This window comes from Thermodesulfovibrio sp. TK500a, from assembly GCF_055381765.1.
Map to the genome: position 1 here is coordinate 1839799 of NZ_AP041606.1, position 23402 is coordinate 1863200.

22 protein-coding genes are annotated in these 23402 nt (G+C 38.2%); 6 read left to right on the top strand and 16 right to left on the bottom strand.

The features are described from left to right. Nucleotides 1-7 precede the first annotated feature (7 nt). The 14 genes from gatA to ACZ430_RS09810 form a co-directional block, all read right to left on the bottom strand. Nucleotides 8-1462 (bottom strand): Asp-tRNA(Asn)/Glu-tRNA(Gln) amidotransferase subunit GatA, encoded by a 1455-nt coding sequence (gene gatA, locus ACZ430_RS09745; RefSeq protein WP_297211452.1) that lies wholly within the window; start codon nucleotides 1460-1462, stop codon nucleotides 8-10. A 291-nt stretch (nucleotides 1463-1753) separates the two neighbouring features. Beyond that, the gene (locus tag ACZ430_RS09750) at nucleotides 1754-2854 is read right to left on the bottom strand and encodes an NADH:flavin oxidoreductase (protein ID WP_297213364.1); all 1101 of its coding nucleotides are present in this window, start codon (nucleotides 2852-2854) and stop codon (nucleotides 1754-1756) included. Further along, nucleotides 2851-3804, bottom strand: coding sequence for a 4-hydroxythreonine-4-phosphate dehydrogenase PdxA (gene pdxA, locus ACZ430_RS09755; protein ID WP_297213361.1), 954 nt, complete (start codon nucleotides 3802-3804; stop codon nucleotides 2851-2853). Before pdxA ends, ACZ430_RS09750 begins: the two co-directional genes overlap by 4 nt. Before the next feature lie 34 nt (nucleotides 3805-3838). After that, on the bottom strand, nucleotides 3839-4474 hold the full coding sequence (locus ACZ430_RS09760) for a LolA family protein (protein WP_297213358.1): 636 nt from the start codon (nucleotides 4472-4474) through the stop codon (nucleotides 3839-3841). Between the two features lie 4 nt (nucleotides 4475-4478). Continuing rightward, nucleotides 4479-6065, bottom strand: a complete 1587-nt coding sequence (locus ACZ430_RS09765; RefSeq protein WP_297213355.1) for a peptide-binding protein — start codon at nucleotides 6063-6065, stop codon at nucleotides 4479-4481. Continuing rightward, nucleotides 6066-6389: a preprotein translocase subunit SecG gene (secG, locus tag ACZ430_RS09770; RefSeq protein ID WP_297213352.1), complete on the bottom strand. Its 324-nt coding sequence runs from the start codon at nucleotides 6387-6389 to the stop codon at nucleotides 6066-6068. A gap of 18 nt (nucleotides 6390-6407) precedes the next feature. Next, nucleotides 6408-7157: a triose-phosphate isomerase gene (tpiA, locus tag ACZ430_RS09775; RefSeq protein ID WP_297213349.1), complete on the bottom strand. Its 750-nt coding sequence runs from the start codon at nucleotides 7155-7157 to the stop codon at nucleotides 6408-6410. Nucleotides 7158-7201: 44 nt separating this feature from the next. After that, on the bottom strand, nucleotides 7202-8125 hold the full coding sequence (locus tag ACZ430_RS09780; RefSeq protein WP_297213346.1) for a GGDEF domain-containing protein: 924 nt from the start codon (nucleotides 8123-8125) through the stop codon (nucleotides 7202-7204). Beyond that, nucleotides 8118-8954: an HDOD domain-containing protein gene (locus ACZ430_RS09785; RefSeq protein ID WP_297213342.1), complete on the bottom strand. Its 837-nt coding sequence runs from the start codon at nucleotides 8952-8954 to the stop codon at nucleotides 8118-8120. Before ACZ430_RS09785 ends, ACZ430_RS09780 begins: the two co-directional genes overlap by 8 nt. Further along, on the bottom strand, nucleotides 8951-9241 hold the full coding sequence (locus tag ACZ430_RS09790; RefSeq protein WP_297213339.1) for a hypothetical protein: 291 nt from the start codon (nucleotides 9239-9241) through the stop codon (nucleotides 8951-8953). The genes ACZ430_RS09785 and ACZ430_RS09790 overlap by 4 nt, the downstream gene beginning before the upstream one ends. A gap of 14 nt (nucleotides 9242-9255) precedes the next feature. Next, a complete protein-coding gene (aspS, locus tag ACZ430_RS09795; RefSeq protein ID WP_297213336.1) occupies nucleotides 9256-11040 on the bottom strand; it encodes an aspartate--tRNA ligase in 1785 nt (594 codons plus the stop codon). A 463-nt stretch (nucleotides 11041-11503) separates the two neighbouring features. Then, entirely contained in the window at nucleotides 11504-11812 is a 309-nt protein-coding gene (locus ACZ430_RS09800) for an Lpp/OprI family alanine-zipper lipoprotein (protein WP_297213332.1), read from the bottom strand. A 56-nt stretch (nucleotides 11813-11868) separates the two neighbouring features. Continuing rightward, nucleotides 11869-12993 (bottom strand): bifunctional diaminohydroxyphosphoribosylaminopyrimidine deaminase/5-amino-6-(5-phosphoribosylamino)uracil reductase RibD, encoded by a 1125-nt coding sequence (gene ribD, locus ACZ430_RS09805; RefSeq protein ID WP_440871066.1) that lies wholly within the window; start codon nucleotides 12991-12993, stop codon nucleotides 11869-11871. A 48-nt stretch (nucleotides 12994-13041) separates the two neighbouring features. Continuing rightward, nucleotides 13042-14256, bottom strand: coding sequence for an MFS transporter (locus ACZ430_RS09810; RefSeq protein WP_297213325.1), 1215 nt, complete (start codon nucleotides 14254-14256; stop codon nucleotides 13042-13044). Nucleotides 14257-14353: 97 nt separating this feature from the next. Here ACZ430_RS09810 and ACZ430_RS09815 point away from each other — a divergent pair, with 97 nt between their 5' ends. Both ACZ430_RS09815 and ACZ430_RS09820 read left to right on the top strand, forming a co-directional pair. Further along, on the top strand, nucleotides 14354-16882 hold the full coding sequence (locus ACZ430_RS09815) for an AMP-binding protein (RefSeq protein ID WP_297213323.1): 2529 nt from the start codon (nucleotides 14354-14356) through the stop codon (nucleotides 16880-16882). Nucleotides 16883-16939: 57 nt separating this feature from the next. Then, entirely contained in the window at nucleotides 16940-17362 is a 423-nt protein-coding gene (locus ACZ430_RS09820) for an OsmC family protein (protein ID WP_297213320.1), read from the top strand. Here the strand turns inward: ACZ430_RS09820 and hypD are convergent. Further along, complete coding sequence (gene hypD, locus ACZ430_RS09825) at nucleotides 17359-18423, bottom strand: hydrogenase formation protein HypD (protein WP_440871065.1); 1065 nt, start codon at nucleotides 18421-18423, stop codon at nucleotides 17359-17361. The genes ACZ430_RS09820 and hypD overlap by 4 nt on opposite strands. Before the next feature lie 354 nt (nucleotides 18424-18777). On the opposite strand from hypD, the gene ilvC reads away from it, so the two are divergent. Genes ilvC through ACZ430_RS09845 form a run of 4 tightly spaced genes read left to right on the top strand, consistent with a single transcriptional unit; the run spans nucleotide 18778 to nucleotide 22685 of the window. Then, a complete protein-coding gene (gene ilvC, locus ACZ430_RS09830; protein ID WP_297213316.1) occupies nucleotides 18778-19791 on the top strand; it encodes a ketol-acid reductoisomerase in 1014 nt (337 codons plus the stop codon). Further along, nucleotides 19788-20411 carry a phosphatidylserine decarboxylase family protein gene (locus ACZ430_RS09835; RefSeq protein WP_297213313.1) on the top strand — a complete coding sequence of 208 codons (624 nt, stop codon included), beginning with the start codon at nucleotides 19788-19790 and terminating at the stop codon, nucleotides 20409-20411. Before ilvC ends, ACZ430_RS09835 begins: the two co-directional genes overlap by 4 nt. Next, the gene (pssA, locus tag ACZ430_RS09840) at nucleotides 20408-21193 is read left to right on the top strand and encodes a CDP-diacylglycerol--serine O-phosphatidyltransferase (protein ID WP_297213311.1); all 786 of its coding nucleotides are present in this window, start codon (nucleotides 20408-20410) and stop codon (nucleotides 21191-21193) included. The genes ACZ430_RS09835 and pssA overlap by 4 nt, the downstream gene beginning before the upstream one ends. Continuing rightward, nucleotides 21171-22685 carry a 2-isopropylmalate synthase gene (locus ACZ430_RS09845; protein WP_297213308.1) on the top strand — a complete coding sequence of 505 codons (1515 nt, stop codon included), beginning with the start codon at nucleotides 21171-21173 and terminating at the stop codon, nucleotides 22683-22685. Before pssA ends, ACZ430_RS09845 begins: the two co-directional genes overlap by 23 nt. Here ACZ430_RS09845 and ACZ430_RS09850 read toward each other — a convergent pair. Beyond that, on the bottom strand, nucleotides 22665-23402 hold the full coding sequence (locus tag ACZ430_RS09850) for an ATP-binding protein (protein WP_297213305.1): 738 nt from the start codon (nucleotides 23400-23402) through the stop codon (nucleotides 22665-22667). The genes ACZ430_RS09845 and ACZ430_RS09850 overlap by 21 nt on opposite strands.

Here is a 23402-nt window from a genome sequence, read left to right on the forward strand (position 1 = left end):
CTCTCTCCTATAAATTTGGTTTCATTTTATGCCACGGAGTTGATTGTTCATAGGCATATGCTAACTGAAGTAAGCCTGCCTCGTCAAAGGGTTTACCGATTATCTGAAGGCCGATGGGGAGTCCCTGATTATTAAAACCACATGGTATTGATATAGCCGGCACTCCTGCAAGATTAACGGAAATCGTAAATATGTCTGACAGATACATCTGAAGGGGGTCGTCTATCTTCTCTCCAATTTTGAATGCCGGAGAGGGTGCTGTGGGAGTTACAATATAGTCAACATCTTCAAAGGCTTTTTCAAAGTCTCTCTTTATGAGAGTTCTTACCTGTAATGCCTTCTTGTAATAGGCATCGTAATAACCTGCTGATAGGGAATAAGTGCCGAGCATGATTCTTCTTTTTACTTCGTGACCAAAGCCTTTGGAGCGAGTTTTCAAATACATATCAAGGAGGTCGTTACCCCTTGCTCTTAAACCGTACTTAACGCCGTCATATCTCGCAAGATTTGAAGAGGCTTCAGAGGTTGCAACTATGTAGTAAGTGGCTACAGCATACTCTGTATGGGGCAGTGAAACTTCAACAGGAATACATCCAAGAGTTTCTAACTGCTTTATAGCTTCTTTAATTCGCTCTTGAACTTCTTCATCCATTCCTTCTATGAAGTATTCCTTTGGAATCCCTATTTTCAAGCCTCTTACTTCCTGGCCAATATACTCTGTAAAATTCGTTGCCTCAATGGGTGCAGAGGTAGAGTCCATCGGGTCATGACCTGAGATAACATTCATCATCAAGGCTGCATCAGCTACACACTTTGTGATAGGACCTATCTGGTCAAGAGATGAGGCAAATGCAACAAGACCAAAACGGGATACTCTACCATAAGTTGGTTTTAATCCTACTACTCCACAAAAAGATGCAGGCTGTCTTATGGAGCCTCCTGTGTCAGAGCCAAGAGCGGCTATACATTCATCGGCTGCCACTGCTGCGGCACTTCCACCGGAGCTACCACCGGGAACTCTATCTAAGTCCCAAGGATTTTTTGTTATGTGAAATCCAGAGTTTTCAGTGGATGAACCCATTGCAAATTCATCCATGTTTGTTTTCCCAGTTAGGATGTATTTTTGCCTGAGAAGTTTTGAAGTAACGGTGCTTTCGTATGGTGGATAGAAGTTGTAGAGAATTTTTGATGCACAAGTAGTAAGAATGCCTTTTGTGCAGATGTTGTCTTTTACAGCTATTGGTATGCCAGTGAGTAAGCTTTTCTTACCGGTAAAAATTGCATTTTCCGCTTCTCTGGCCATTTCGTATGCCTTATCGGTGGTTAAGGTGATGTATGCCCTTACTTTAGGCTCAACTTGTTGAATCCGTTTAAACACGTCGATTATAACTTCATGAGGTCTTACCTCATCCTTACTAATCATTTTTGATATCTCAGTCAGTGTTAATTTATGGAGTTCCAAAATCAACCTCCTTTGATTTTATCAGAGACTGTTCAAAAACCTGTAACCTATTGAGATTCAATAAATTACAAGCTCTAAAATTTTTCAATTACCTCCATCTGTCATTCCGAGCTCTTCTTCTCTGTCATTCCGAGCCGAAGGCGAGGAATCTCCTCTTTCCGATTTAAGGAGAAGACCCTTCGGCTTCGCCTCAGGGTGACCCTAAGGGTCAGATTCCTCGCACCCATTGAGGGTGCTCGGAATGACCTTTAATAATTGACCAGCCTCTTTTATCAAATAAAATATAGCAATTTATCTCTTTTTTTCAAGTTGTGTGCATTTAACATATTCTAATTTCATAAATCGCATACAACCATTACAATAAATGCAATCGGCTGTGTCTTTGCCTTTTTCCCACTTTTTAGGTAAATCGGGTTCTCTAATTAGCGACCTTGAAAGAGATATCAAATCTGCCTCATTTTTCTCGAGAATATCCTCTGCGGTGCTTCTTGAACGAATTCCTCCGACAAGCATAATAGGAACTTTTATTGTCTTTTTGAACTCCTTTGAAAATTCTCTAAAATAAGCCTCTTTCTCTTTCGAATCTATTTTCGGTCTCACAGGTCTTTCATCTGGTTTTGACTCAACTATACCGCCACTTACCTCTATTGCATCAATTCCGAGATTTTCAAGCCTTTTTGCTATTCTGAGACTTTCCTCAAGAGTGAGGCCTCCTTCAATAAAATCGGAGGCGTTTAGCTTTATCATTAAAGGATAATCGTATCCTACGTTTTCTCTTATGCTGTTGTAAACTTCTTCAAGAAAGTGAAATCTCCTTTCTTCATCTCCTCCCCAATAGTCATTCCGTCTGTTCGTATAGGGCGAAAGAAATTGATTGACAAGATATCCGTGGGCACCGTGAATTTGAACGCCGTCAAAGCCTGCCTCCTTTGCTCTTCTTGCAGCTTTTCCAAAGGATTCGACTATCTCCCAGATTTCCTCTTGGGTCATTTCTTTTGGAGTAACCTTGTATACAGGTTCATATACGGCTGATGGTGCGAGAGGCTGTCTGCCATGAAGGAAAATGGAGGCACACTGCCTTCCACCGTGACTTAGTTGAATTACAATCTTACCACCTTCATCGTGCACAGCATCTGTCAGTTTTTTTAATCCTTCAATGTAAAAATCATTGTGCAAACAAAGCATTTTGGGTGCACTTCTGCCAGATATATGCACCAGGACATTTCCTGTGATTATTAAACCTACACCACCTTTTGCCAGATTTACATAGAGATTTATCAGTTTATCTGTAACAAAACCATCTTCATCTGCCATCTTTTCATAGGTTGCAGAACGAACAATTCTGTTAGAGATTTTAATTGATTTAATCTCAAAAGGCGAGAAAAGTTTCATTCCTTCACCATCCTTGCTGCAAGTTTAATAGCCTCAATGAGGCTCGTCGGAGAGGCTTTACCCTGCCATGCTATGTCATAGGCTGTTCCGTGGTCTGGAGATGTTCTGATAAATGGAAGTCCCATTGTAAAGTTTACACCTTTTTCAAAGGCTACGAGTTTAAAGGGTGCAAGTGCTTGGTCGTGATACATGGCTACGACAATGTCAAACTCGCCATTGTATGCCCTCCAGAAAATTGAGTCTGCAGGATAAGGCCCCGAGACATTTATGCCCAGTGCTTTTGCTTCTTTTATTGCTGGCGCTATTTCTTCAATCTCTTCCCTTCCTAACATACCCTCTTCACCAGCATGCGGATTAAGCCCACAGACAGCTATATGGGGATTTTCAATCTGAAGCATGGCGCAGGCTTTATTTGCAAAGAATATGGAATTTATTACTTTCTCCTTCTTTATGAGATAGGGCACATCTTTTAGGGGAACATGAATTGTTGCAAGAACTATTTTTAAGGCTTCACTGTAAAACGCCATAGCGTAATTTTCTGTCTCCGTTAACTCAGCAAGCATATCTGTATGTCCATTCCATGGAAGGCCAGCCATTTTAATTGCCCATTTTGATATGGGACAGGTTACAATTGTCTCAATTACACCAAGATTGTAAAGTTCAACAGCTTTTTTTATGTAAGAGTAAGCTGCTTTTCCGCTTTCTTCGGAGGGCATACCTTTTTTTAGTTTTGATGGATTTTTTATGGCGTTTAGATTTAGAATTTCTATGTTGTCAGGGTCAAAGTCTATTCCTATAGAGTTTATAACTTCTTTAATTATAGCCTTATCTCCTATAACCAGAGGAGCACAGATTTTATATATGTCTTCCTGAGCAAAAGCTTTAACAATTATCTCCGGTCCTACTCCTGCGGGGTCACCCATTGTTATGGCAATTCTTTTCTTGGCCATGTTGTCCTCCCTTTGTGCGAATGATTGAAGGTTTTTAATGTGTTAGAATAGTGTCATCTTTTTTGGGAATAAATTTAAATATTGAGTCCTTCAAATTTGTGTTAATTTTTACTGAATTAAATTCAATTTTTAATGAATTGTCACTGCTGTCAGTAACTTTCATTGATTTTATTGGAAACGGTTCTTCTTGAATGAGTATCTCAATTGTTTTTATATTTCCCATTTTTGTCTTTGGAATAAGCAGAAGATTGTCTTCAGATTTCTGCTTAATTTCAAAATCTCTATCAATCACTGCCATTCTTGTTAAAAGAGCAATCGGCAGTTGTCCGTATTTCTGGCTATTAAAGCTTGTTTTAATGGCTTGGTGTCTGGCTCTATCGTAAATGACAAGGGTGTCTTTATCGAGATACACTGTCTGGCTGAAATCTCCTGTGTACTGCCACCTAACTTTGTCTTCTTTAATGAAAAATCTTCCTCTGAATTTTTGCACTTTGTCCAACTCTTTTATGTAACTTGTCTGAATGAAACTACCATTGGCATCTTTAATGTTTTTATAGGCAGACTCAAGTCTGGCCAATGTATCTTCTTGGGCATAGAGAAGCCCTGTGAATAGAAAAGCAGTTAATAGCACTATCCCCATTATTAGCTTAGCATAAAAATTACGAACCATAAATTTAATTATACCAGTCCAGCCTATTTTTTGGCACGTACCAGTGGATATAGTTATACCAGATTCCTGCTGGTGCGGGCTCTATTCCTTTTATTCGCTTGTTGACCGCTATTATTGCGTCGGGAACATACAGAAATGTGTAAGGTTGGTCTTCAGTAATGAGGCTGTGAACTTTCCAGTAGAGCTTTTTTCTTTCCTCTTTATTTAATGTTTCCCTGGCTTTTTCAATCAATCTGTCCACTTCTGGATTAGTGTAACCTACAAAATTAAACTCTCCTGGTCGTGTTTTTGACGAATGGAAGATATCATAGAGGTCGGGGTCACGGGAGAGTGACCAGCCAAGAAGGACAGCCTGAAACTGTCTTTTAGTGACAAGTTCAAGAAAACTTTGCCATTCGAGAACTCTTATTTTCAGCTCTATTCCTACTTGCCTTAGTTGTTCTTTTATGATTTGAGCAGTTTTTAATCTTGCTTCATTTCCCTGATTTACAAGGAGCACGAAAGAAAACTTCAGGCCATTTTTTACCAGTATTCCATCATCACCAGCTTTCCACCCCAAATCTTCAAGTATCCTTTTAGCCAGCGTAGGAGAGTATTCAAAATCTTTCACATTAGGATTATAAGCCCACGATGCCGGAGGAAAAGGACCGGTGCAGGGTGTGCCATAGCCAAGTAGTACTCCTTCGATAATTTCTTTTTTATTTACAGCATGGGCAATGGCCTGCCTTACTTTTTTATCGGTAAATAGAGGATTTTTCAGATTATAGCCTATGTATGTGTATCCAAAAGAAGGATATCTATAGACATTGAAATATTTTTTAAAATCAGACTTTTCTCCATAGTGTTTATACTGAGCTGGAGCAAGTCCCATAAAATCAATACCTCCAAATCTCAACTCAAGAAACATCGTCGCCGGGTCAGGTATTATTCGGGATATGAATTTTTCAAAAAATGGAGTGCCTTCAAAGTAATTAACATTCCTCTCAAGAATAATCCTCTGTCCTGTAACCCATTCTTTAAACTTGTACGGTCCTGTGCCTACAGGATGTCTGTTCAAAGAGGAGCTAAAAAGTTCTTTGCCTTCAAGTAAGTGTCTTGGTAAAATTCCCATCCCCCATGATTCTAAAGCAGGAGCAAAGGGTTTTTCATAGGATACTTTCACCGTGTATTTGTCAAGAGCCTTAACTTCTTTTACAGGTCCGTAATTACTGCTGTAGGGTGTGGGATTTTTGGGATTAGTGATTGCCTTAAATGTAAATACCACATCCTCAGCGGTGAACTCCTCTCCATCGTGCCACTTTATTCCCTTTCTCAGATGAAAGACTATCTCTTTTCCATCCTTTGAAATACTCCAGCTTTCTGCGAGGTCACCGACTATGTTTAAGTCTTTATCATACTTAGTAAGACCGTTGAAAATTCTTCCACTTATGTCAGCACTTGCACTGTCGGAGGCAAAAAGAGGCAGAAGTCTCTTTGCATCTGCTGAAGAAGCGCCAGTGAGCGAAAAAGGTTCCTTTATGTCTGGCTGTCGTTGGCAGGATATTAATAGAAGGACGGCAAAGACAAGTAATCTAACATATTTTATAGACATCTATTTTTGTTGCGGTTGCTCACCTGATGGTTGTTGCGCTGGTTTTAGTGGCTGCGTTTGGGCAGGAACATTTATATCGCTTATGACAGATTTTGTTCTCGTTGTCATGTAAGTAAGAAAAAATGAAGAAAGCATAAATAGAACTGCTACTACGGTAGCAAGTTTGTTTAAAAATGTTGCTGCGCCTCTTGGTCCGAAAAGTGTCTGAGAAGAGCCTCCTCCAAAAGCAGCACCTAACTCTGCTCCTTTTCCTCTGTGAAGAAGCACAACCGCAATCATTACAAAACATAGAATTATGTGAAATACTAAAAGCAAAGTTTTCATTTTTTCCTCCTGTCTATCTCATTTTTGGTCATACTTTACAATTTTTGCAAAACTTAAAGGGTCTAAGCTTGCTCCACCAACTAAAACGCCATCAACATTGTCTAATGTTATGATACTTTTAATGTTTTCAGGGCTTACGCTTCCTCCATAAAGAATTCTTATCTCATTGGCTATTTCACCATAAATATCTCTTAGTTTTTCTCTAATAAAAAGATGGGATTCTTTTATCTGTTCTTCGGTAGCTACAACACCTGTTCCGATTGCCCATACAGGCTCATAGGCTATTGTTAAAGCCTCGACATGTTCTATATTTTTCAATCCACCTTTTATTTGAGTCTCTAAAATCTCCTTCGTCTTTTCGAGCTTTCTTTCCTCAAGGGTTTCTCCAATGCAGAGAATTATTTTTAGCTTTTCTTTAAGGGAAGCTTGAACTTTCTTGTTGATTATCTCATCTGTTTCATGAAAGTATTTTCTTCTCTCCGAATGGCCAATTATGACGTATTCAACTTCTGCATCTTTAAGCATCGATGGAGATACCTCTCCTGTATATGCCCCTTTGTTTTCATAAAAAACATTTTGTGCGCAGAGTTTTATGTTGGTATTTTTTAAGGCCTTTCCAACGGTTTCAATGCATAGAAATGTTGGAGCTATTCCAATCTCTCTGTCTTTTGTGCCTTCCACAGAGGGAATAAATTGACTTAGAAAGTTGACTGCTTCCCTGATTGTCTTGTTCATTTTCCAGTTAGCAACTATGAATTTTTGAAGCATAATTAAACAGTTTAATTAAAAAATTAGTTTTTAGTCAAATTATTCTATCCTTTTCTTCTATCTACAGCGTATCTTTTGTCTTTCTGTTTTTTAGCAAAAGATTTCATGATAGAAGCAGTCTCTGCCATTTCACTGAAGTGAGCAAAGTTTCTATGCTGATTTGATGTTATCCCTACTGACACAGTCATTATAGGAAAGGTTTGTTTAATTCCCTCTCGATTTATTGATTCAATCTGTCCCTTTCTTACGTCTTCCTCATCATAAAAATTTATTACGAGGTTGTCGAACATATCTATGATTTTCTGAGTTGTTGCTTCAATTTTGTCAGGAGACATGATGAAAACAAAGTCATCTCCTCCTATGTGTCCTACGAAACTTCCAGAAGGCTGGTCAGAACGAACAATATTTAGAATGAGTCTGCCGAGCATTTTAATTACTTCGTCCCCCCTTGAGAATCCATACTTATCGTTGAAGGGCTTGAAATTATCGAGGTCTGCATATGCTAAGGCAAATATATCTCCTCTGTCAAGCCGTTTCTGAATTTCTCTTTGTATTACCAAATTGCCGGGAAGTTTTGTAAGAGGACTTGTGGCAATTACTCTTTCCACTCTTTCAAAGGAAAGGTTCACCCGCATTAAAAGGTCTAATTCAAGGTCGTCTACTCGTATATAGTCATCAATCAGAAAATTTTTCCAGTCATTTGTATTAAAATCGGAGGATACTATGGCAATTACATTCATGGAGACAAAGAGAGGGTCACTTTTTAAGCTGTTTATGATAGATATTTCAATTAATGGATTTTGCAGAGCCTCCACAAGCACAAGCTCAGGAATTTCATCGTATATTATCTGTAGAGCTTCTCTTTCATCTTCAAATAAATATAAATCGTAGGGAGCTTGAAGAAAATTTTTCTTTATAGTTTTTTTTATTTTGGTATCTTTGCCTATAGCTATTATTTTTTTATTCATCAGATGAAAAAATGTCACCGGAACTATTGAGGGGTTCCTCTGCTTCTTTGAAGATTTCTAAAAGGTCTTTTTCTTTTAAATCTAATATTTCCCATGCAGAAGGATTTACCGCAGGAACGTACACTTCACCGGAGTAACCTATGCCCCTTGCAAGGGCAAGTATATTTGACACATGAACGATTGCTGCTTCTGTTTTAAATTTATCGCTTAACTGAGGCCTGTGATGATACATTATTGGTTCAATAAGCTTTAAGGGAAAATTCCATTTTTTTGCAACTACCCCTCCGATTTCTGCATGGGTTATGCCCAATTTTTCCCTCTCTATCTCAAAGATGTGTCTTTCATTTCCATTGATAGAGTTAACAATTTGCAAGTATTCATCTCTCAAGGCCATTATGAGAATCACTTTTCCGATGTCATGCAGTAGGGCTCCGATAGATATTTCCTCTGGAGAGGCCAATTCTTTTCTTGTTGCTATTATTCTTGCAAATATAGCACTGGAGAGAGAATGTTCCCAAAGTCCTATCATGCTTTTTTGCATTATTTCAAAGACAGACACACCTAAAAGAAGCCCTTTTACCGCATTTAGCCCAAGTATTACCATAGCATGGCTTACAGAGGATATTCTTCCAGGGAAGCCATATACAGGCGAGTTTACCATTTTTAGTATTCTTGCCGTAAGGGTGGGGTCAGAGGCTACAAAATCTGTTATTTTCTTAAGTGATACAGAAGGGTCTTCTATTAGTCCAAGAATTTTTCTTAAAATAGGTGGTATTGTCGGAAGGCTTTCTATTTTTTCAACTCTTGCAAGGACTTCTTGAGAGTTCATTTATAAAGTTCCTCTATGTGAGTGAGCAATGCTTTTTTTATGCTTAAAGTTATGGGGTCATCTATTCTTTTAAATCTAATCTCAATTTCTCTTAGAACATCGTCTTTAGGAGGTAAATCTCTTTCACCTTCCACGTAAACATGCTGTATATCCATCATGGTAAGTTTGTTTATAAGAGACTCTGTTAACTCTTTACCTGCTGGGACAACGACCATCCCTGCCTCATTTATGACTTCTTTTACGATTTTCATCCCCGGTTTTACTCGGTCAATGCTTATTTTTTTCATTTTTCTATTATAACTTAAATATCCAGTTTTATATTCAATTCCCTCAATTGTTTTACATCCACCTCTGATGGTGCTTCACTTAAGGGGCAGAAAGCTTTTTGTGTTTTAGGGAAGGCGATTACGTCTCTTAGGGAGTCTGCACCTGTCATAAGCATTACCATTCTGTCAAGTCCTATGGCAATACCTCCGTGAGGTGGCGTTCCGTATTTAAGAGCTTCAACAAAGAAGCCAAATCTTTTGGCTACTTCATCGTCTGATATGCCAAGAACTTTAAAAATTTTTTCTTGTATCTGGGCATTGTGTATTCTTATACTTCCTCCGCCAAGCTCGTATCCATTTAATACTATGTCGTATGCTTTTGCTTTTGCTTCCCTAATTGGACTGTCGGGGTCTGAAAATGCCTCTGAGGGCATATTGAGTATCTTTTCTATATAGTCATCTTGAGGGCTTGTAAATGGGTGATGCATGCTTACAAATCTTTTCTCCTCTTCATCCCATTCGAAGAGCGGAAAATCAACAATCCAAGCAAAGGAGAAACCCTTTCGTTCAACTTTGGTCATCTCTGCGATTTCGAGTCTAAGTTTTCCCAGAACTGTATTGGCAGTAGAGTTCTGGTCTGCAACAAAAAGTATCATGTCACCTTTGTCAGCTTTAACTCTTTCAGCAATTTCTTTAAGAATGTTCATTGGGAAAAATTTAGCTATTGGAGATTCAAAATCCTCTTTCACTTTAATCCAGGCAAGTCCCTTTGCGCCAAAAGTCTGAGCTTTCTCAACGAGTTTGTCTATTTCCCCTCTTGACATAGAGGCAAGACCTTTGCCAACTATGGCTTTAACAACACCTTTTTTCTGTAACGTATCAAGAAATACCTTAAATTGGCTGTTTTGCACTATTTCACTTACGTCTTCTATTTCTATTCCAAACCTTAAGTCCGGTTTATCTGAACCGTATCTGTTCATGGCCTCATCATAAGTCAATTTCTTGAATGGTATAGTCAATTCCAAGTCGAGAACATCTTTGAAAGCCCGGTAAATCATTTTTTCAACCATTTCAATGACATCTTCACTTTCAACAAAGGACATCTCGAGGTCAATCTGAGTGAACTCGGGCTGTCTGTCTGCTCTTAAGTCTTCGTCTCTGAAGCAACGGACTATCTGAAAATATCTATCAAAGCCTGCCATCATAAGAATCTGCTTGAAAAGCTGTGGAGATTGGGGAAGGGCATAAAATGTCCCCGGATTTAATCTGCTCGGGACAAGAAAGTCTCTGGCACCTTCGGGAGTTGATTTTGTGAGCATGGGAGTTTCAATTTCGATGAAGCCTTCTCTGTCAAGAAAATTTCTCACAGATAGAGTTACCTGATGTCTGATAAGAAAGTTTCTTTGCATCTCCTTTCGGCGTAAGTCAAGATATCTGTATTTTAATCTCAAGAGTTCCGTTGTCTCTTCAGCTTCGTCAAGCTGAAAAGGTAATGTTTTTGCTAAATTTAGAATCTCCAGTTCTTCTGCCCAAAGTTCCACTGTTCCTGTTTCAAGTTCTGGATTTTCCGTTCCTTCAGGTCTCTTTCTGAGAATACCTTTTACAGCAATTACATACTCACTTCGTAAGGTATGGGCTTTTTCATGGCTTTCCTTTGATATGTCAGGACTGAAGACTATCTGGATAATTCCCGTTCTGTCTCGCAGGTCTATAAAGATAAGCCCGCCGTGGTCTCTTCTTCTGAAAACCCATCCACATAGCTTGAAGCTCTTACCAATGTCTTCTTCTCTTAAGGCTGCACAGTATTTATCACGAAACATTTTTCCTCCTTTAGACCCGATTAATAAATTTTTATTATAGCAGAACAGAGATTGGATATAGAAATTGCCGAGTTAGAGGTAGTTTTGATAATGTTGAAAATTGAAAGTCTTAAAAGACTGTTTAGTTAATAAGAGCATTCCAATTGATTCGGCAAAGGCGATATTTTTCGTTGCTTATTCTCCTATGAATGACGAGGGAAGAAATTCTCTAAATGACAGAGCGTTAAAACATTGTAATGGTTCTCTGTTTTGTCACCCTGAGGCGAAGCCGAAGGGTCTCCAAAAAGATGAGATTCCTCACTGAGTTCGGAATGACATCTTGCGGTATATGAAGAGATTTCTCTTTAACCTTCCTCATCTAATGACTCAGGCCTTCCTTGACCTGTTTCAGAATGACAAATAAAGGTAATTTAGAAAATAGCCACAGGCTATGAAAAATAACCTGTGGCTAAATAATTCGATACTATTTCTTCTGCTGAAGTTCAAAGGCCTTGCCTGCTTTCTGGGATGCAGCCTCTGCTCTATTTGCTGCATCTTCGGCTTTCTTTGCAGCAGCTTCAGCTTTCTGAGCGGCGGCCTCTGCTTTGCTTACTGCTTCATCTGCTTTTTTGCAACATTCGTTAATTTTTTTATCGAGAGCATCAACTTTGCTTTCAAGCTTACCTATTCTGTCTACAAGAGGGTCAATCTCCTGTTTAACATAATCCTTAGAAGCACAACCAAAGGTAACAGCGAACATAGCAGCTAAGGCAATTGCTAAAAGTTTTCTCATGATATTTCACCTCCTTTCATGGATTAATTTTTTAATTAATACACTTTACATTAAAATTAAAAATTTTTCAAGTCTTTTTCAATATACCCCTCTATTAGGATATCGTTTCCAATTCGCTTTATTCTGAGATTATTAACCTTAAAAGCCTCGGGTATATCTCTGTATAACTTTCCTCCTACTACAGGATAAGAGTTGAAGCCACCGATAATCTTTGGTGCTACAAAAATCATTATTTTGTCTACAACTCCGCTCCATAAAGCATAAGAATTGAGAGATGAACCACCTTCTATCAACAGGGATGTTATATCTCTCTTGCCTAACTCTTTCATTAACCAGGAGAGGTCAACTTTTTCAGAAGAAAATTCAAGCAATTCAACTCCTCTTTTCATTAAATCTTTAGCTTTGTCCTGATTTATAAAGTCTGAATGGACTACAGCAATTGTTTTAGGTGGAGGATTATAAACATTGAAGTTAAGAGGTATCTTGAGTTCTGGGTCAATGATTACTCTCAGAGGATTCTTACCATTTTTTATTCTTGAAGTAAAAAGAGGATTATCATGAATGACTGTGCCATAGGCTGAAAGCAAAGCATCTACTCTTGACCTGATAATATGGACATATTTTCTCGATTTTTCAGAGGTTATCCATTTAGAATTTCCCTTTGGTGTTGCTATTTTTCCATCGAGGGTCATGGCAGTTTTCAAGATAACAAAAGGCTCGCGAGTCGTTATATATTTCACATAGAATTCATTAAGTTTTAAAGCCTCCTTTTCAAGAACGCCTTCTTTAACATCTATGCCATGAGACTTCAGAGTCTCAATGCCTTTGCCTGAAACTTTAGGATTGGGGTCTCTCATTGCCACAACAACTCTCGAAATGCCCTTTTCTATTATTGCATCAGTGCATGGTGGGGTTCTCTTGTCTCTATGGCAGCAAGGTTCGAGAGTTACATAGAGAGTAGCATCCTTGAGGGATTCTTTCGAATTCATTATGGCTTCAACTTCTGCATGAGGCAGACCAGCTTTTTTATGATATCCTTCGCCTATAATTCTTCCGTCTTTTACAACAACAGCACCTACCATTGGATTTGGAGAGGTGCGCCAGTTTCCCTTCTTTGCAAGGGTTAAAGCTCTCCGCATGAATTTTATGTCATTGTCTTCAAAAGGAGTTTTCATCTGCATAATTGTAACATAATCGTAAGACTAATTTTTAAGGATAAGAAAGGGGGTTCATGAAGTAACATTTTTATTTTTTTCGGAGCTTCTTAAAATTAGTAATCCTACGATGAAAAGTGTTGTTACAGCAAGGATTGCCGGTCTTTGACTTGCCGTGAGTTTGGATATTTCTCCAAAAAGTATTGGTCCTAATATGGAAGAGGTTTTACCAATCATAGAGTAGACGCCAAAATATTCAGATTCATGGCCAGAAGGTATAAATTTTGAAAAATATGCCCTTGACGAGGCCTGCACTGTGCCCAGTCCTGCTCCAGCTAAAGAAGCAACAACAAAAAATGTTTCTTTTGAGGTGATGAAAAAAGCTGATATGCACACTATTATCCACAAGATAAGAGATAAAAAAATAATATTTTTCGCACCCCATGAGTCCGAAGCTTTTGCAAGAAGAAAAGCTCCAAGAAAAGCTGTAAACTGAACTACTATGAAAAGCAATACAAGCTCTTTTGAGTTAAGCCCGATTGTTACGGTGGCGTAGATGCCTGAGAAAACTATGACTGTATTTACTCCATCCATGTATAAAAAATAGGCGATGAAAAATCTCCTCAGATTCTTATCTTTCCATAGTTTGAAAAAATTACTAATGATAAACTTCATTCCTTTAAATGCAGATTTTAAAAAGGCATTCTTCTTCTCGTCGCCGGGCATAATTAAGAACAAAGGTGTAGAAAAAACAAATAAAAAAATAGCTACAAAGCTCCATATTAATTCATACTGATTTTTCCGAATAAAATAAAGCCCTATTAGGAGAGAAAAAATTGAACCTACGTATCCTATTCCAAAACCCCATGAGGAAACTCTGCCCAAATATCCTTCTTTTGCTATCAGAGGAAGAAAGGCATTGTAAAATACAACTCCTGCCTCAATTGAAAAGTTTGCCAAAACTACCAGCGTAAACCCCTCAATAATGTCCCCTTTTTTTAGCAAAGAAAGAGATGCTATCGAAGAAGCAGCGATAAATACGAAGAAAAATAACATTCTTTTTCTTATTCCCGCATAATCCGCTATACCTCCTAAGTAGGGAGATAAAACCGCTACCATTAACATGCTTAGGGAGATTGCTCTACCCCACCATAAATCACCAACTCCTGAGCCTGAAGCAATATAGGTTACATAGTATACAGGAAAAATAATTGAGGCAATTACAGCGGAATAGCTTGAGGTGGCAAAATCAAAAAGACACCAGCTTAATATCTGCTTTTTGTATAGCATAAGATTTAATTCAATAGTGTAATTTAAATTGCCTATAACTTTCTAATCTTTTGTTTTTACTTTAAGAATGGGATGAATACTTGCTATAATTACTGAGATGAGCTTGGTAGAGTATTTCTTAGAAGCCTTCACTAAATACAACACTAAAACAGCATTCAATTATTTAGCCTCAACAGAAGAATATGAAAATTGGAGAAGTCTTACTTATGATGACGTTAAAAACTATTCATTTAGGCTCTGTTCATTTTTGCAAAATTACATATCTTTCGGAGACAGGGTAATAATTTACGCAGATAATTCTCCCTGGTGGTGTATCTCTTACATAGCTATTATTTTAAGTGGTGCAGTGGCAGTTCCTTTGGATGTTGAGATGGATAAACAGACAGTTGAAAGCATTGTAAAAAACTCTGAAGCAAAGTTCGTTTTCTATTCTGACAAGACAGCAGAAAACGTTAAAGATTACAAAGGATTTAATATAGAAAAAATCAAGAATTTACAATCAACGGAAAAAATTAATCCTTCCACCATTCCTGTTTATTCTACAGCATCGCTAATCTACACATCGGGCACAACTGGTATTCCTAAGGCAGTAATACTTGCCCATGAAAATTTCATTTTTCAAATAGAGGCAATTAAAAAGACCGATATAATAAAAAGCGATGAAAATATACTTTGTATTCTTCCTCTCCATCACACCTATCCCTTTGTATGCAGCTTTCTTGTTCCGTTCTGCAGCGGAGCAACGGTAACATTTCTTTCACAGATAAAGGGTGAGTTGATATTAAGTACAATTAAAAAAGCTAAGATAACTGCTTTGGTTGCAGTTCCTAAGATTCTTGAATTATTCAGTGGAAAGATATCAGAGAAAATAAGAAAAATTCCCTTTCCAGCAAACTTATTTTTAATAAGTCTCAAGAAGCTAAGCTCTTTTCTAAGGAGAAAGTTTGATATCAACATCGGCAAATTAGTATTTTTCTTTCTTCATCTCAAAACAGGAAAGCAGTTCAGATTTTTTACCTCTGGAGGCGCAAGGCTTGACCCTGAAGTTATGAAGGATATGGAGGCTTTTGGGTTTACAGTTATTGAGGGATATGGCCTTACAGAAACTTCACCTGTCGTAAGTTTCAATCCTAAAAACAAAAGAAAACCTGGTTCTGCAGGAAAAGCCCTTGATGGAGTTGAGTTGAAAATAATAGCTCCTGACAGGGAAGGAATAGGTGAGATAGCAGTAAAGGGAACTCTTGTCATGAAAGGTTATTATAAAAATGAAGAACTTACAAGGCAGTCTTTTCAGAATGGCTGGTTTCTTACAGGAGACCTTGGATATATAGACGAAGAAGGCTACCTTTACATAACAGGAAGAAAAAAGGATGTGATAGTGCTCTCCTCTGGTAAAACAATATATCCTGAAGATGTGGAGGAGAGCTACAGAAAAAGAATACCCCTAATTAAAGAAATCTGCATTCTTGACACAATGGAGGCTATCATTGTTCCTGACTTAAATTACGCAAGGCAAAAGGGCATAGTAAACATTAAAGCCAATTTGAAATGGGAGTTAGATGCTGTATCAAGAACTTTGCCATCTTACATGAGAATAATGGGTTTTCATTTATACAATAAGGAATTACCTAAAACAAGACTTGGGAAATTCAGAAGATTTTTAATAAAGCAAATTATAAAAGAAGATGCAGATAGGGAGAAACTTAAGGAAACTATCTCTGAGGTTCTTAATGAAACCGGCAAGGTAATCGAGGAAATAATAAAATTTATCATTCCTTCTGTAACATCTATTAAACCATCAGACCATCTTGAATTAGACCTCGGCATGGACTCAATTAGCAGGATAGAATTTGCTCTTGCCATTGAAAAGAGATTTTCCATAAAGCTTACGGACAGTATTACCAATAACTGGGCGACGGTTGAGGATGTTATAAGAGATGTGGATAGATTAAAAGGATTACCATTTGTTGAAAAAACAGAGATTAAAAAGCATAGAGGCAGGCTTTTTAAAATATTGCAGATTGGTATTTTAATGACAGCCCATTTGCTTTTAAGAATTTTTTTTAAGTCATTTTACAGACTTAAAGTTCACGGATTAGAGAGACTGCCTTCTAAGCCTTTTATAATAGCTCCTAACCATACGAGTTATTTTGATGGTTTTGTGCTCTTTGCTTCACTGCCTTTCAGAATTTCAAAAAATCTTTATTTCCAAGGATTGAAAAAGTTTTTTCCCTATCGATTAATATCTGAGATAATAAATGTCATACCCATAAGCAGTGATGGAGAAGTAATAGGAGCAATGGAAAGGTCAAAGGAAATCCTAATGAAAGGTTTTTCTCTCTGTATATTTCCAGAAGGTGGAAGGTCTTTTGATGGTAAACTGAGGGATTTTCAGAGAGGTTTTGCCATTCTGAGCATTCAAACAGGCGTTCCCGTTGTGCCTGTTCTGATAGAGGGAACTTTCGAGGCGCTGCCAAGAGGAAAATTTATTCCCAGTATAACTAAAATATCAGTCTTCATTGGAGCAGCTATAAACTCGGAAAAGAATTTTTCTGATGTAGAGGTGTTAGTTGAAAGAGTAAGAGAGAGTATAATTGCTTTGGAAAAAGAGAAGAGCTTAAGTTGAGATTTTGAGACTCTTTTTGTTATTTTCATTTTTAAATAAATAAAGTAGGAGGGCTATATGATTAAAGCAAAGGTAAAATGGGCAGGAGGAATGCAGTTTGTAGGACAGTCTGGCACAGGTCATGCGATAGTTATGGATGCCCATCCTGACTTCGGTGGTGAGAATACGGGAATGAGGCCTATGGAACTTTTGCTTGTGGGGTTGGGAGGATGTAGTGGTATGGATATTGCTTCGATTCTCGCTAAGAAAAAACAAGACCTTCGGGGAATTGAAATAAATATCCAGGGCAAGCAGCCTGAAGAGTATCCAAAGAGATTTACAGAAATTGAGATTGAGTTTATCATAAAGGGAAAAAATCTCTCAGAAGAGGCTGTGAAAAGAGCTGTTCAGCTTTCGATGGACAAATACTGTTCCGTTAAAGCAACGCTTGAGCATTCGGCGAAAATAACACATTCATACAGAATTGTTGAAGTAGATTAGCTCGCACCATATTTGTAATAGGCAGCACAGCTTCCCTCTGAACTTACCATACAGGCGCCTACAGGATTTTCGGGAGTGCATTTTTTAGCGAACAGGGGACATTCAGGAGGATTTTTAATTCCTCTCAGAACAAGACCACATTGACAGCCCCGTGGTTCTACTGATTTTATTTCTGGTATGTCAAAAAGCTTAAGGGCATCTCGGTGTAGGAATTCTTCTTTTAATCTTAATCCACTATTGGGAATTATACCTATTCCTCGCCAGTTACTATCACAGGGCTCAAAGTAACGATACAGAATTTCAACGGCCTTTGGATTTCCTTCAGGTTTAACAGCATCCCTATACTGAATTTCTATCTTTGGCGATTTTTCTATAATCTGCATCAGTAGCATTGCTATGGCATTTAAAATATCATCGGCATCAAATCCTGTAATTACGCAGGCTTTCTTGTATTTTGAAGCTATGAACTCGTAGACCTTGCTTCCAATAATTGTGCTCACGTGTCCGGGAAGAATAAAACCATCAAGCTTTAAGTCTTCCGTATTTATGAGAACCTCCAGTGCAGGAGGAACAAGTTTATGGACTGAGTAAATGAAGAAATTCGGAACTCCTCTTCTGTCAGCTTCGTAAAGAGTTGCGGCTATAAGGGGAGAGGTGGTCTCAAATCCAACGGCAAAAAAAACAATCTTTTTTTCACGATTTTGCTCTGCTATATTGAGAGCATCTAAAGGAGAATAGACCATTCTTATATCGGCGCCTTCTGCTTTTGCCCTGTAAAGTGAGCCATTGCTTCCTGGAACTCGCATCATATCACCAAAGGTGGTAAGAATGACCTCTGGCTTTTTTGCTATAAAGAGCATTCTGTCAATATCCTCTACAGGTGTTACACAAACAGGACATCCCGGGCCGCTTAATAGTCTTATATTTGATGGAATAATGCTTCTTATACCATGTCTGAAAATAGCTACAGTATGAGTTCCGCATACTTCCATTATGTTTATCTGCTTGTTGATTTTCTCAGAAAGTCTAAAAATCATATCTTTCAATCTCTCCAATGCCATACCTCCTTTAGATTTTATAGTTTTATCTTACCATATTGAAAGTAGGAAACTGATGGAAGAAAATCGAGATTATTAGGCAAAGTAAGTTTTCATGTGTTATAATTTTTAAATTTTACAACAAATGAGGCTGTTCAGTTACTAAGGGTCATCCCGAGGGCAAAGCCCGAGGGATCTCTTGATTTGAAAAATCTGGAGATTCCTCGCAGGCCCTTCGCCTACGGCTCAGGGCTCGCTTCGCTCGGCTCGGAATGACAGAGTGAGGTGATTGAAAAAATTTAGGGCTTGTAATTTATTGATTTTCAATAGGTTACAAGCTGATGAATACTCTCTTACAACAAATATGGAGGTGTAGAAGTGAAAATCTATTACGATATTGACGTCAACACTGAGATTCTTAAAGGAAAAAAAATTGCCATAATAGGTTATGGAAGCCAGGGACATGCCCATGCCAATAATCTTAAAGATAGCGGATTTGATGTAATAGTTGGAGTCAGAAAGGGAAAAAGTTGGCAAAAGGCTGAAAATGCAGGACTTACAGTAATGACAGTTGCCGAGGCTTCTAAAACAGCAGATATCATAATGATTCTTACTCCCGATGAACTTCAGGCAGAGCTTTATAAAAATGAGATAGAGCCGAATATAAAGAAAGGTGCTTTTCTTGCTTTTGCGCACGGATTTAATATTCACTTTGGTCAGATTGTTCCATCCTCAGATATTAACGTCTTCATGGTTGCTCCAAAAGGACCTGGCCATCTTGTAAGAAGTGAATACTTAAAAGGAATGGGTGTTCCGTGTCTAATGGCAGTCTATCAAGACCCTTCAGGGATTACCAAGGATATTGCTCTTGCTTATGCAGCTGGCATAGGTGGAGGAAGGGCTGGCATTATTGAAACAACCTTTAAAGATGAAACAGAAACAGACCTTTTCGGTGAACAGGTAGTTCTCTGTGGTGGTCTAACTTCTCTCATTACAGCAGCCTATGAAACACTTGTTGAGGCTGGCTATCCGCCTGAGCTTGCTTATTTTGAGTGTCTCCATGAGGTAAAGCTTATTGCAGACCTTATCTACGAAGGTGGTATATCAACAATGCGATACTCAATAAGTAATACTGCCCAGTATGGTGACCTCACAAGGGGTCCCAGAGTGATTAACGATTCTGTAAAGGCAGAGATGAAGAAAATTCTTAATGAAATCCAGAGTGGACAGTTTGCGAAGGAATGGATTCTTGAATGTAAAGTTGGAAAGCCAACTTTCAATGCTTTAACTAAAAAAGGCGAAGAACATCCTATTGAAAAGGTTGGAGAAAAACTAAGAGCCATGATGCCTTGGCTTAAGAGCTCAAAACTTGTGGATAAATCAAAGGCATGATTAGGAAAGAAGGATTACCTTATATAGGAGGAGCTTTACTTTTAAGCTCCTTCTTTTATTTGCTATGGCTTGAGCCAATAGCAATTGTTTTTCTCATATTAGCGTTATTCTTTGCCTACTTTTTTCGTGACCCCGAAAGAAGAGTTCCTGAAGACCCGGCTCTTTTGGTTTCTCCTGCCGATGGAAAAGTGATATTGATAAGAAAGTCCGGAGATACTCTCTGCCCAGATTCATATTCGGAAATAAGCATTTTCATGTCTCCTTTTAATGTCCATGTGAACAGAGCTCCTTTTGATGGAAAAGTTAAAGAGGTAGTGTACACACCTGGAAAGTTTTTTTCTGCTTTCAAAGAAAAGGCATACAGAGAAAACGAGAATATTAAAATCACACTTCAAACTGAAGCAGGAGACATAATAATCAGACAGGTTGCCGGAGTAGTTGCAAGAAGGGCTGTTTGCTGGGTAAAGGAAGGAGAGACTCTTAAAAAGGGACAGAGATTTGGAATGATAAAATTTAGTTCCCGGGTGGACATTTGTCTACCCCCTTCTTTTGAGGTTTCGGTAAAGGAAGGCGAAAAAGTCTTGGCAGGAAAAACAGTAATTGCTTCATTGCGAAAATGATAAAGATAAGAGGAACAAGGAAATACAGAGACCCCGATAGAAAACCTGCAAAGGGAGTTTACGTACTGCCTAATGCGCTTACTCTTTGCGGTCTTTTTCTGGGATTTTATGCAATACTTTCTGCAATTAATGGCAAATTTATACATGCCGCATGGGCAATAATAATAGCTAACATATTCGATGGTCTGGACGGACTTGTAGCAAGACTTACTAAAACAACCACAAAGTTTGGCATAGAACTTGACTCTCTCTCAGACCTTGTTACTTTTGGTGTGGCTCCCGCAATTCTTATTTATAAATTTGCTCTCTATGACTTTGGAAGAATAGGTTTTGCCGTATGTTTTCTCTTTGTTGCCTGCGGAGCTCTCAGACTGGCAAGATTCAATGTGCAGACTTCTATATTAAAGTCCTTTAAGGGCTTACCAATTCCAGGAGCTGCTACTATGGTTTCTGCATTGATAATATTTTACATTGATGTCTTAAACTTACAGCCAGAGAGGAACTTTTTTCTTCTCTCCGCAACTGCTTTTCTTGCTCTTCTTATGGTTAGCACTCTTAAGTTCCATGGATTGAAGGAAATCGACTTTAGAGAGAAAAAACCCGGTTGGATACTTTTGATTTTTATTTTTATTCTATTTTTTATATTTATCCTGCCGAATATTGCTATATTTACACTTGTAAGCCTATATGTTTTATGGGGTATAATTGAAAATATAATAATTCTAATTAGACAGAAAAGAAAAAAATCAGAGGTGCAAGATGAGGAGAATAAAAATATTTGATACTACTCTGAGAGATGGAGAGCAGTCTCCTGGAGCATCAATGAACGTGGAAGAAAAAATTCAAGTGGCCAAGCAACTAAAAAAGTTAGGTGTGGACATAATAGAAGCAGGATTTCCCATAGCCTCTCCAGGAGATTTTGAAGCAGTAAACAGAATTTCAAGGGAGATAAAGGGGGTTACAATTGCAGGACTTTGTAGAACCCGTGATGAAGATATTGAAAGAGCTGCGGAAGCTTTAAAGCCGGCAGAGCAAAGGAGAATTCATACTTTTATAGCAACTTCAGATATTCATCTTAAATACAAACTCCGTATGGACAGGCAGCAGGTAATCGAATCTGCCGTTAGGGCTGTAAAAAAGGCAAGGCAGTATACTGATGATGTTGAGTTTTCAGCGGAAGATGCAACCCGTTCAGACTGGGACTATCTTTGTAAAGTAACCGAAGAAGTAATAAAAGCAGGAGCAACAACAGTCAATATACCTGATACGGTTGGATATACAATTCCTCAGGAATATGGCGAATTGATTGAATACTTAATGAACAAAGTTCCCAATATAGACAAAGCCACAATTAGTGTTCACTGTCACAATGACTTAGGTCTTGCTGTTGCCAATTCTCTTACGGCAATTCTTAAGGGTGCTGGACAGGTGGAATGCACGATAAACGGAATTGGTGAGAGAGCAGGAAACGCAGCAATGGAAGAGATAGTCATGGCTTTGAAAGTAAGAAATGACTTTTTCAAAGCTGATACTGGAATTGTAACACAGGAGATTTACAGAACAAGTAGGCTTATAACTAAGATTACAGGTATGGTTGTTCAGCCTAATAAGGCAATTGTTGGAGCTAATGCTTTTGCCCATGAGGCAGGAATTCATCAGGACGGTGTTTTAAAAGAAAGAACAACCTATGAAATAATGAGGCCAGAGGATATAGGAATTCCAAGTTCAAAGATAGTTCTTGGCAAACATTCTGGCAGACACGCTTTCAAGAAAAGACTTGAAGAGCTTGGATTTACTCTTAACGATGAAGAGCTGAATCGTGCCTTTGAAAGATTTAAAAAGCTTGCTGACCAGAAAAAATATATATTCAACGAGGATATAGAAGCATTAGTGTCCGACGAGGTTTTAAGAATTGCCGAGGTTTATCAGCTCGTTGACCTTGAAGTGTCAAGTGGCACAAATAAAAAACCAACTGCTAAAGTGCAGATGAAAATAAACGGTGAGACTAAAGAAATTACAGTATCAGGAGACGGCCCTGTAGACTCTGTATACAAAGCCATTACCGAATTAACAGGCTCAAAGGCTGAACTAAACAAATTTGAGATAAAAGCAATAACTGGTGGCACTGATGCACTTGGAGAGGTTACTGTGATACTTGAAGAAGGAGGTCATACAGTAAGAGGGCACGGTTCTGATACTGATATAATAGTTGCATCTGCAAAGGCTTATATAAATGCCCTTAATAAGCTCGCTCTAAAGAATACTAAGGCTTAGGATGAATTGATAGGCCGACCTTCCTGTTGTGCCGTGAATTAAAGCCCATTGGCGAGCTTTTTGAGTGAGTTCATCCTCGGAAAGATTTATTCCTTCAGCGTTCGCATAATGCTTTACGATTTCAAAATACTCATCTTCGGAAAATCTATAAAAACCTATTCTTAATCCAAATCTCTCTATTAGTGAGGCTCTCTCCTGTAGGCTGTCTTCAGGAAAAAGTTCGTTTTCTGACTGCGACATGGCTGGCATAAGACTTCTTCTGTTTGAGGTAGCATATATTACCGAATTCTCTGGTATTTCTTCAATCCCGCCGTCCATTATAATTTTTAAGTCTCTGAACTCTTGTTCGTTTTCATTGAAAGAAAGATCATCGATGAAAATTATGAATCTAAATTCTCTATTCTCGTAAATCAAGTCATACAGGAAAGGTATTGTGGCTATATCGCTTTTTAGAGTCTGAACGATTTTGAGAGGAGAATTCTTAAAGTAATTAATCAATGCTCTTATTAAAGTTGTTTTTCCTGTTCCTCTCTCGCCCCATAAAAGGACATTATTTGCCCTTTTTCCCTCTAAAAAAGCCTTTGTGTTTGAAAGTAGCAGTTCCTTTTGTTTTTCAATTCCAATGAGTTTATTAATATCTACCTGAGGAATTCTTTTTACGGGTTTTACGGTTTTTTCTTGACCATACCATATGAATGCAGGCGATTCTTTAAACAT

Coding starts and splice junctions, on each gene's coding strand:
- ACZ430_RS09750 (WP_297213364.1), bottom strand. CDS start 2,854: ATGAAACTTTTCTCGCCTTTTGAGATTAAATCAATTAAAATCTCTAAC.
- ACZ430_RS09845 (WP_297213308.1), top strand. CDS start 21,171: ATGAGGAGAATAAAAATATTTGATACTACTCTGAGAGATGGAGAGCAG.
- ribD (WP_440871066.1), bottom strand. CDS start 12,993: ATGCAGATGAAAACTCCTTTTGAAGACAATGACATAAAATTCATGCGG.
- ACZ430_RS09760 (WP_297213358.1), bottom strand. CDS start 4,474: ATGGTTCGTAATTTTTATGCTAAGCTAATAATGGGGATAGTGCTATTA.
- ACZ430_RS09820 (WP_297213320.1), top strand. CDS start 16,940: ATGATTAAAGCAAAGGTAAAATGGGCAGGAGGAATGCAGTTTGTAGGA.
- pssA (WP_297213311.1), top strand. CDS start 20,408: ATGATAAAGATAAGAGGAACAAGGAAATACAGAGACCCCGATAGAAAA.
- aspS (WP_297213336.1), bottom strand. CDS start 11,040: ATGTTTCGTGATAAATACTGTGCAGCCTTAAGAGAAGAAGACATTGGT.
- ACZ430_RS09765 (WP_297213355.1), bottom strand. CDS start 6,065: ATGTCTATAAAATATGTTAGATTACTTGTCTTTGCCGTCCTTCTATTA.
- ACZ430_RS09800 (WP_297213332.1), bottom strand. CDS start 11,812: ATGAGAAAACTTTTAGCAATTGCCTTAGCTGCTATGTTCGCTGTTACC.
- ACZ430_RS09785 (WP_297213342.1), bottom strand. CDS start 8,954: ATGAACTCTCAAGAAGTCCTTGCAAGAGTTGAAAAAATAGAAAGCCTT.
- ACZ430_RS09815 (WP_297213323.1), top strand. CDS start 14,354: ATGAGCTTGGTAGAGTATTTCTTAGAAGCCTTCACTAAATACAACACT.
- ACZ430_RS09835 (WP_297213313.1), top strand. CDS start 19,788: ATGATTAGGAAAGAAGGATTACCTTATATAGGAGGAGCTTTACTTTTA.
- ACZ430_RS09810 (WP_297213325.1), bottom strand. CDS start 14,256: ATGCTATACAAAAAGCAGATATTAAGCTGGTGTCTTTTTGATTTTGCC.
- secG (WP_297213352.1), bottom strand. CDS start 6,389: ATGAAAACTTTGCTTTTAGTATTTCACATAATTCTATGTTTTGTAATG.
- hypD (WP_440871065.1), bottom strand. CDS start 18,423: ATGGCATTGGAGAGATTGAAAGATATGATTTTTAGACTTTCTGAGAAA.
- pdxA (WP_297213361.1), bottom strand. CDS start 3,804: ATGGCCAAGAAAAGAATTGCCATAACAATGGGTGACCCCGCAGGAGTA.
- tpiA (WP_297213349.1), bottom strand. CDS start 7,157: ATGCTTCAAAAATTCATAGTTGCTAACTGGAAAATGAACAAGACAATC.
- ACZ430_RS09790 (WP_297213339.1), bottom strand. CDS start 9,241: ATGAAAAAAATAAGCATTGACCGAGTAAAACCGGGGATGAAAATCGTA.
- ACZ430_RS09780 (WP_297213346.1), bottom strand. CDS start 8,125: ATGAATAAAAAAATAATAGCTATAGGCAAAGATACCAAAATAAAAAAA.
- ACZ430_RS09850 (WP_297213305.1), bottom strand. CDS start 23,402: ATGTTTAAAGAATCGCCTGCATTCATATGGTATGGTCAAGAAAAAACC.